The 8,856-nt window shown below is 31.9% G+C and carries 11 protein-coding genes, 1 tRNA gene and 1 pseudogene; 7 read left to right on the top strand and 6 right to left on the bottom strand.

The features are described 5' to 3' along the window. Nucleotides 1–105 (top strand): annotated as a pseudogene (locus EM932_RS21510) (ISAon1 family transposase); the annotation flags it as partial. 108 nt (nucleotides 106–213) lie between these two features. Here the strand turns inward: EM932_RS21510 and EM932_RS19325 are convergent. Beyond that, a tRNA-Ile gene (locus EM932_RS19325) sits at nucleotides 214–287 on the bottom strand. A 49-nt stretch (nucleotides 288–336) separates the two neighbouring features. Then, nucleotides 337–741, bottom strand: coding sequence for a methylmalonyl-CoA epimerase (mce, locus tag EM932_RS19320; protein WP_135878852.1), 405 nt, complete (start codon nucleotides 739–741; stop codon nucleotides 337–339). Nucleotides 742–902: 161 nt separating this feature from the next. Here mce and rbfA point away from each other — a divergent pair, with 161 nt between their 5' ends. Both rbfA and EM932_RS19310 read left to right on the top strand, forming a co-directional pair. Further along, nucleotides 903–1,298: a 30S ribosome-binding factor RbfA gene (gene rbfA, locus EM932_RS19315; protein WP_135878851.1), complete on the top strand. Its 396-nt coding sequence runs from the start codon at nucleotides 903–905 to the stop codon at nucleotides 1,296–1,298. 57 nt (nucleotides 1,299–1,355) lie between these two features. After that, nucleotides 1,356–2,561 (top strand): ABC transporter permease, encoded by a 1,206-nt coding sequence (locus EM932_RS19310; protein WP_135878850.1) that lies wholly within the window; start codon nucleotides 1,356–1,358, stop codon nucleotides 2,559–2,561. 24 nt (nucleotides 2,562–2,585) lie between these two features. Here the strand turns inward: EM932_RS19310 and dusB are convergent, their stop codons facing one another. Further along, on the bottom strand, nucleotides 2,586–3,581 hold the full coding sequence (dusB, locus tag EM932_RS19305; RefSeq protein ID WP_135878853.1) for a tRNA dihydrouridine synthase DusB: 996 nt from the start codon (nucleotides 3,579–3,581) through the stop codon (nucleotides 2,586–2,588). A gap of 92 nt (nucleotides 3,582–3,673) precedes the next feature. Between dusB and EM932_RS19300 the strand changes: the two genes are divergently transcribed. Genes EM932_RS19300 through EM932_RS19285 form a run of 4 tightly spaced genes read left to right on the top strand, consistent with a single transcriptional unit; the run spans nucleotide 3,674 to nucleotide 6,213 of the window. Next, nucleotides 3,674–4,417, top strand: coding sequence for a prolipoprotein diacylglyceryl transferase (locus tag EM932_RS19300; RefSeq protein ID WP_135878849.1), 744 nt, complete (start codon nucleotides 3,674–3,676; stop codon nucleotides 4,415–4,417). After that, a complete protein-coding gene (locus EM932_RS19295) occupies nucleotides 4,407–5,798 on the top strand; it encodes a radical SAM protein (protein ID WP_135878848.1) in 1,392 nt (463 codons plus the stop codon). The genes EM932_RS19300 and EM932_RS19295 overlap by 11 nt, the downstream gene beginning before the upstream one ends. After that, nucleotides 5,798–6,001: a hypothetical protein gene (locus EM932_RS19290; RefSeq protein ID WP_135878847.1), complete on the top strand. Its 204-nt coding sequence runs from the start codon at nucleotides 5,798–5,800 to the stop codon at nucleotides 5,999–6,001. The genes EM932_RS19295 and EM932_RS19290 overlap by 1 nt, the downstream gene beginning before the upstream one ends. An 11-nt stretch (nucleotides 6,002–6,012) precedes the next feature. Then, the gene (locus EM932_RS19285; RefSeq protein WP_135878846.1) at nucleotides 6,013–6,213 is read left to right on the top strand and encodes a hypothetical protein; all 201 of its coding nucleotides are present in this window, start codon (nucleotides 6,013–6,015) and stop codon (nucleotides 6,211–6,213) included. 31 nt (nucleotides 6,214–6,244) lie between these two features. Here the strand turns inward: EM932_RS19285 and EM932_RS19280 are convergent, their stop codons facing one another. From EM932_RS19280 to EM932_RS19270, 3 genes are read right to left on the bottom strand one after another with little or no spacing between them, the layout of a single operon-like run. Continuing rightward, complete coding sequence (locus EM932_RS19280) at nucleotides 6,245–7,006, bottom strand: LytR/AlgR family response regulator transcription factor (RefSeq protein WP_135878845.1); 762 nt, start codon at nucleotides 7,004–7,006, stop codon at nucleotides 6,245–6,247. After that, complete coding sequence (locus EM932_RS21125) at nucleotides 6,999–8,018, bottom strand: sensor histidine kinase (protein WP_135878844.1); 1,020 nt, start codon at nucleotides 8,016–8,018, stop codon at nucleotides 6,999–7,001. The genes EM932_RS19280 and EM932_RS21125 overlap by 8 nt, the downstream gene beginning before the upstream one ends. Nucleotides 8,019–8,042: 24 nt before the next feature. Then, nucleotides 8,043–8,852: a hypothetical protein gene (locus tag EM932_RS19270; protein WP_135878843.1), complete on the bottom strand. Its 810-nt coding sequence runs from the start codon at nucleotides 8,850–8,852 to the stop codon at nucleotides 8,043–8,045. Nucleotides 8,853–8,856 lie beyond the last annotated feature (4 nt).

Here is an 8,856-nt window from a genome sequence, read left to right as displayed (position 1 = left end):
TCGGCGGAATCTTTCAATGCTAAAATTAAAGCCTTCAGGGCTCAGTTCAGGGGTGTCAAAAATGTAGAATTCTTCCTCTTCAGATTAACTAGGATTTTTGCCTAAACACAACTTTTGCACATGATCCACAAAAAGTTTGAGCATATGTTTTAGCCCTACAAAAAAAGCCTTGAGTAATCGTTTGACTATCAAGGCTTTATCAATTCTTAAAAGTGGTCCCACTTGGACTCGAACCAAGGACCACCTGATTATGAGTCAGGTGCTCTAACCAACTGAGCTATGGGACCGAAATTGGAGTGCAATATTACTACTTATTTTATTTCTTAGCAAGAAAAATTACCCCTTTATCTCTTGACACAGTTCAATTAAAACGCCATTTGAAGATTTTGGGTGTAAAAAAGCTACCAACTTATTATCAGCTCCTTTCTTTGGAGTCTCATTTAAAACCTTAAAACCTTCATTTTTAAGACGTTTAATTTCTGCTTCAATATCAGTAACATCAAAAGCAATATGATGAATACCTTCTCCTTTTTTATTTATAAATTTTGCAATCGGACTGTCTTCATTAGTAGCTTCCAACAATTCAATTTTATTATCACCAACTTTAAAAAAAGAAGTGTTAACACCTTCGCTTTTTACCTCCTCTATTTTATAATGAGGTTCGCCAAATAATTTAGAAAACAATTCATTAGAGTTTTCAAGGTTTTTTACAGCAATCCCTATATGTTCTATTTTATTCATTTATAATGTTATTTTTTGTCACCCCCGTGCCTGTGCTGAACTTGCCTGTGCTGAACTTGTTTCAGTATTTCAGTAAAGAAAGGAATCTTCATTTATAGTCAATATACAAATTATGCAAATCAAAAGTAAGATAATCTTCAAATATCCGTTATTTTTGCAACATGGAGGAAAGTCAAAGACAAAAAAAAATAGGGTCAGTTTTACAACGTGATTTAGTTGAAGTTTTGCAAGGAGCCGCTACTCAAGGAGGTATGCAAGGTATATTAATATCGGTATCTAAAGTTAAAGTAACGGTTGATTTATCAGTTGCTAAAGTATATTTGAGTATCTTTCCAAATGATAAAGCTAAAGAACTTATTGAAGGCATAAAATCTAATACACCTTTAATTAGACATGAATTAGCACAACGCACCAAACACCAATTAAGACGTATGCCCAATTTAGAATTTTTTGTAGACGACTCTTTAGAATACATTGACCAAATAGAAAAATCTCTGAAAGGAGAAGAAAACCCCATTAAAGACCCAAATATTTTAAATAAAAGAAAAAAATCTTAATCGATTTTAATAAATCTTCAAGTTAAAAACCTATTTTTATTTTCCTTAAATAGAAACATGCACTTTTCATTATATATAGCAAAACGTTATTTACGCTCCAAAAGCACGAACAATGCTATTAATTTTATTACTATTATCGCCATTATTGGTGTTATATTAGGTGCTGGTTCATTATTTATTGTGCTATCTGGTTTTGCTGGTTTAAAAGATTTCACCCTTGAATTTTCCAGCATTGTCGATCCTGATCTAAAAGCTGAGTCTTCAGTTGGTAAATCATTTATTTTAACAGAAGAAGATATTTCTAAATTAAATGACTTAGAAGAAGTAGCGTTATTCTCTAAAACTATTGAAGAACGTGTCGCTATTGCCTCAAATGATAAAAACTATTTGGCATCGATTAAAGGGGTTGATGAGCACTTTAAAGACGTCGTTAATATTGAATCCAAAATAGATCATGGTAATTGGTTGAGTCAAAACTCCAATCATATTGTAGTAGGTTGGGGTATTTCAAATAATTTATCCCTTGGTGTTTTAGATTTATCAAAATCTATTAATATTTATGTGCCTAAACCAGGGAAGGGCCAAATAACTTCTAACAAAAAAGCATTTAATACCGTTAACGCCCTTAATGTTGGTGTGTTTTATATAAATGAAACATTAAATGATACTTATGTATATGCTTCCTTAGATTTGGCTAAAAACCTTTTAAGTTACAGCCCAAATCAAGTATCTGCAATAGAATTTAAACTTAATGAAGGCGTAGACGAAACGCTTGCAAAGCAAAAAATTCAAGAAGTTCTAGGGCCTAAAGTTATTTTAAAAAATAGGGCTCAACTTAATGATGCCCTCTATAAAATGTTAAATACCGAAAATCTTGTAGTATATTTAATATTCACTCTGGTTTTAATTATCGCCTTTTTTAATATTATCGGATCATTAATCATGATGATGTTAGATAAGAAGAGAAGTTTAAGCACACTTTTTAATATGGGAGCCACCATAAAAGACATTCGTAGAATTTTCTTTTTACAAGGTAGCTTAATGAGTGTTGTAGGCGGTTTTATAGGTTTGGGTGTCGCATTAATAGTCACAGTGCTTCAAAAAGTATTTGACTTGGTTATGATAACACCGTCGTTAGCTTATCCAATGACCATAAAGATTGAAAACTTTTTTATTGTATTTATAACCATTTCTGTTTTAGGTAGTATTGCCTCTAAAATTGCATCTGTAAGAATTTCAAAATCACTTATAAAAGGCTATTAATGTCGTTTCTCTTTTTGAAATAATTTATTCGGTAAACTGATAATCTGAAAACGTTGCCAACACCTCATCAAAAGCAGCAAACACATCTGCTGAATGGTCACTGGTTACCATTTTCATACGGTATTCTTTAAAGTGTGGAATACCTTTAAAATAATTAGTGTAATGTCTACGGGTTTCAAAAACACCTAAAATTTCACCTTTCCAATCAATGGCCATTTGTAAATGTCTGCGAGCAGCCTCAACACGCTCCGCTAAGGAAATAGGTGCTAGATGTTCGCCTGTCTCAAAATAATGTTTGACTTGCTTAAAAAACCATGGATTTCCAATAGTAGCACGACCGATCATAGCACCATCAAGCCCATAGCTATCTCGCATTTCCATAGCTTTTTCTGGGTTAACAACATCTCCATTTCCAAACACAGGAATATGCATACGAGGATTATTTTTTACCTTAGCAATAGGTTTCCAATCAGCATCACCTTTATACATTTGCGCTCTTGTGCGCCCATGTATAGCAATAGCCTTACAACCAACATCTTGTAACCTTTCTGCAACTTCAACTATTTTTATAGAATCATGATCCCAGCCCAAACGTGTTTTTACAGTAATTGGGATATTAGTTCGTTTAACCATTTCGGCAGTAAGCTTCTCCATCAAACACACATCTTTCAAAATACCTGCGCCAGCCCCTTTGCTCACCACTTTTTTTACTGGGCAACCAAAATTAATATCGATAATGTCTGGTTTTGAAGCAGAAACAATATCAATAGTCTGAAGCATACTGTCTAAATTGGCTCCAAAAATTTGAATCCCAACTGGACGCTCTTTCTCATAAATATCTAACTTCATAACACTTTTTGCAGCATTACGAATTAAACCTTCACTAGACACAAACTCGGTATACACAACATCTGCTCCCTGCTCCTTACACAAAGTACGAAACGGCGGATCACTAACATCTTCCATAGGAGCTAAAAGCAGTGGAAAATCTGGAAGTTCTATGTTGTCTATTTTTACCACGTTATAAATTTTGGGCAAAATTACTGTTTTTTAATCAAATTAGTTATTCCCTTTAATATTGTTGTATTTTTAAAACTAAAAATTTAGCTTTTTTGAATATTCCTTACGAACCCATTCTTTTTGGTTACAATATAAACGTCCATCTATTTTTAGAATATCTGGCATTTTTTATAGCCTTTAGATATTATGTTCTTTTAAGAAGAAAAAGTAGCGATGTTATTTCATCAAACAATAGAGTATCCATCATTTTAGGTGCTGCTCTTGGGGCATTAATTGGTTCCAGGCTAGTTGGTTTTTTAGAAAATCCCTTTGTCGATATTTCACAGGAAAACATCATTCAATTACTCAATACAAAAACTATTATGGGTGGGTTGTTTGGAGGGTTGCTTGGTGTTGAAATTGCTAAAAAGCGTATAGGCGAAACCCAATCATCAGGTGATTTATTTGTATTTCCCATTATTTTAGGCATTTTTATTGGCAGAATAGGGTGCTTTCTATCTGGCATTAACGAATTCACTTATGGCATAGAAACCACTTCTATATTCGGTATGAATTTAGGTGACGGACAATTACGCCATCCAGTAGCTTTATACGAATTGATATTTTTAACCCTTCTGTTTTTAAGCTTAAACCGTATTAAAAACAAAACAACCTTAAAAAGTGGTGACTTGTTTAAATGGTTTATGATTCTCTATTTTACATTTAGATTTTTCATAGAACTTTTAAAACCAAATGTATTTTATCTCTTCGGATTAAGTACGATTCAAATATTATGTCTAATTTGTTTGCTTTATTATCACAAAACTATTTTAAACATCTTTAAAAATGCCGGTTAGAAAATATACTTACTACGATTTCACACTTAGCCTTTGTCCGGAGTGTTTAAAACGTATTGATGCTAAAATCGTGTTCGAAAATGGTCATGTTTATATGTTAAAACGCTGCAATGAACACGGTAATTCTAAAGTATTAATTGCTGATGATATAGACTATTACAAAAACATTAGAAACTATAATAAACCTTCTGAAACACCCTATAAATTCAATACTAAAACCGATTATGGTTGCCCTTACGATTGCGGCTTATGCCCAGATCACGAACAACATTCTTGTTTAACAGTTGTTGAAGTGACAGACCGTTGTAATTTAACCTGTCCAACTTGTTATGCTGGGTCATCACCAACTTATGGCAGACATCGTACTCTGGAGGAAGTAAAAACTATGCTGGACACCATAGTCGCCAACGAAAAAGAACCTGATGTGGTACAGATTAGCGGTGGCGAACCTACCATCCATCCACAATTTTTTGAAATTATGGATTATGCAAAATCATTACCTATTAGGCATTTAATGCTGAATACAAATGGTATTAAAATTGCCAAAGATGTCGCTTTCGCGGAAAGACTAAAAACCTATGCACCAGATTTTGAAATTTATCTTCAATTTGATTCTTTTGAGAATAGCGTGTTGCAAGAACTTCGTGGCGCCGATTTAAATGATATAAGAAAACAAGCCCTTGAGAATTTAAATCAACTCAATTTATCAACTACTCTGGTGGTTACCCTTCAAAAAGGCTTAAACGATCATGAAATTGGTAAAATAATAGAGTATGCTTTAAAGCAAAAATGTGTCCGCGGCGTTACACTCCAACCCACACAAATAGCTGGAAGATTAGAGCATTTTAATCCAGAAACCGATAGAATGACACTCACAGAAGTACGTCGAAAGATCATGGAGCAAACCAATATTTTCAATCCAGACGATTTACTTCCCGTACCATGCAACCCAGATGCCTTGGTAATGGGCTATGCTCTTAAATTGGGGGACGACGTATTTCCATTAACCAGATACATAAACCCAAATGATTTATTAGATAACAGTAAAAACACTATTATTTATGAGCAAGATGAAAACCTTCAAGGCAAAATGATAGAACTTTTTAGCACTGGAAATTCCGTTGAAGTAGCCGAAGAAAATTTAAAATCTATTATGTGTTGCCTTCCTAATATTGACGCTCCAAATTTGGGTTACGATAATTTATTTCGCGTTATTATTATGCAGTTTATTGATGCTTATAATTTTGATGTACGCGCTATTAAGAAATCTTGCGTTCACATTGTAGATAAAGACAATAAAATAATCCCTTTTGAAACGATGAATTTATTTTACAGAGATGATAAAAAAGCGAGATTGGAAGCATTAAGAAACGAGATATAATGAATACTTTAGTTGTAAATGGTGATGGCTTGATTTGGATTCTCCTTTTGCTGTTTTTTTTAGCATTTGGTGTTCCAATAATATTGTTTATTATAGGTTTAGCACTAAGAAATAAAAACAAAAAGGCATCAAAAGCACTGTTAATTATTGCTACAGTTTATGCTTTAATAGGTCTAGGTATTTGTGGAAGTTCAATGATATAAAATATAAATTTATGATATTTTTAGAAGGAAACATGAATTTGGATGGCTTGATATTCTTAATTCTAGCTATCATGCTTGGTCCAGCTATTTTATTAGCTATAATTGGGCTTGCTGTTCGTAAAAAAAACAAAAAAGCAGCCAAAGTATTATTTATTTTGGCCGCTGTTTATGTTATTATAAGTTTAGGTGTTTGTGGAGGTATGATGGTGTAACTTCATTGAATCAAAAAACTATAACTTTACATCAAACATCCATCCAGTTTTTAATAGTATCATTATAACTTCTACCCGTTGTAATCTTCGTTTTGGTCTTATTGCTTAACGTGATCACAAACCTGCTATTAAAATACTTCTGTACTTCTTTAATGAATGTTGTGTTAATAATAACAGCACGATGAACTCTTAAAAAATTTGCTGGTAATTTTAGCTCTAATTGCGATAATGGCTGCTCAATTAAATGATCACCTGTGTTGGTGTATATGGTCACATAATTTTCGGCAGCTTCAAAATAAGATATGGTTTCTAATTTAACAAACATTAATTTGTTTGCTTTTTTTACCGTAATAGAAGTCATTTGCAATGTTTCTTTTTGTGCCGCTATCTCTTTTATAGCATCCAAAATATTTTGCGGGTCTTGATCGCCTTTAAACAGTTTTAATTTGTTTACCGTTTGTTGCAAACGTTCTAACTGTATGGGTTTTACTAAATAATCTACACTGTTAGTATCAAATGCTTTTAAAGCATATTCGCTATATGCTGTACAAAAAACCACCATAGGTATGGTTTCTAACTGTTCTAATAATTCAAACCCAGTAAATCCCGGCATTTCAATATCTAAAAAAATAACATCTGGTTTTAGTTTTGTTATTTTTTCTTTGGCCTCTGTACCATTTTGAGCCATATCAACCACCTGAAATGTTTCAGAGAAATTTCCCAATAAATTTAAGAGCCCTTCTCTTGCAGGAGGCTCATCATCAATAATAATGGTTATATAGGGTTTAGTCATTTTGTGAGTTGTTATCTATAGTAATCATAATACTTTTTTGAGGGGTATTTTGCCAGTTTAATGAGGCAGATTCTCCATAACTTAAACGCAATAAATCAAAGACAGTTTGTAACCCATGACCACTTACTAATCCTTCTGGAAAATCAGATCCATTATCTGAAACACTAATTAAAATACCTGTTTTGTTTGCTTCAATTTTTAGTTCGATTTCTCCTTGACCTTCTATTTTTGAAATGCCATGTTTTACGGCGTTTTCTACTAAAGGCTGAATAATAAACATGGGGATTTCAAAGTTTTTCAAAGTTTCATCTACGTCTATATTAAATTTTAAACGATCGCCAAAACGAATGGTTTCTATTTCTAAATAGTTTTTAACCATCGCAATTTCATCGCTAATAGAAGCGGTTTTTTTATCTTTTCTATTGATGCTATACTTAAATAAATTGGATAGTGAATATGCCATTTTTTGTGTTTTTACAGTATCTATAGGAACTAAACTGGCTATAGAATTTAGTGCATTGTACAAAAAATGAGGGTTTATTTGAGATTGTAACGATTTTAATTCTGCCTGTGTTTTTAATTCCCTTAAACTGGACAGCTTCATTTCATTTTCTACAATCAAACTGCGTTCTTTAAAAATAAAGTAACTAATTAAAGTACGGAAAAAAGCAATAGACATTAGAACCAAAAATAAAATAGATAATCTTAAATCTCCCTCAGAACTCCGACCTAAAAAAAAGTAAAATATAGAAACACAAATAAATGGCAATAAACCTGTTGATAAAAAAATCAATACCGTTTTTATCAATATACTTTTTGATATTTTTTGAATTTTAAACTCTAAAAATCGAAATAAAAAAAGTAAAGGAAATAAAAAAACTAAAAAAACTGTAGTTGTTAAAACCGTATCTAGTCTAATATAAGAAACTTTTTGGTAATCATCTGGTATTGTTAAAAAATCATAAAAAGACACACAGAATACGATAACAATATCTGCAAATAGCAAAGCCATAAAAGCTAAAAGGCTAAACCGAAGTCAATCTCTTTCTATTTTTACATGTATTGTGTTTTTGATTTTACTTGTAAGAAATATAAAAAATAACACTAAGATTAAAGCTGGTAAAAAGATAACCGCTATTGGATTTTTAACCCACCAAAAAGATGAATACCTTACTCTAATTTTATCGTTTTCTAGTTTCTTTGGTATGTCTTTAAATTGCTGTTCTGCTTTTTCTAAACGTTTTTCAAAACCATTTTTATACACTTCTCTTATTATGGAAATATCTCCTGAATTTAAAGAACCTGTTAATAAAGAACCTCCCACAGGATTGAAAATACTCTTTCTTTTTTCAAAAGCCGCAGGACGTGCAAACCATCCATCAATTAACATTCCCGCTATTTGATTCTCTAGAGCATTCTTAACTTCTAAATCGGTTCTTTCGATAGTATAGACATAAAGTTCTGCGCTTGTAAGTACATTATAATTATTATATGTATTTTTAGAATTAGTAATGCTATTATAATTGGAATACTTCTGCTTAACATATCTATCTAAAAATTTAATTTCAAAATTAGAATTATCTGAACTTGCAAACCGAATAAGGGTTGTTTCTGTCAAACTATCTAATTTTTTGATGACTTTAGCAATAATTAAAGAATCTGAAGCATTATAAACTCCTTCCAAACTAATATTGACATTATTTCCCCACTTACGAATAGGGACTTTTTTATTTATGTTCATTTCAACCAACTCCTCCCAAGGTATTGTTGGTAATTTTTCAATGTCTTGAGAAAAACTATTAGTTCCAATGAACGTAAATAATAAAAAGTAGTATAATTTTTTCATCATG

Origin of the sequence: Flavivirga rizhaonensis (assembly GCF_004791695.1) — a bacterium.
Lineage (GTDB): Bacteria > Bacteroidota > Bacteroidia > Flavobacteriales > Flavobacteriaceae > Flavivirga > Flavivirga rizhaonensis.
The sequence above is the reverse complement of the archived record's forward strand: the minus strand, read 5'-3'. Positions and strand labels throughout refer to the sequence as shown.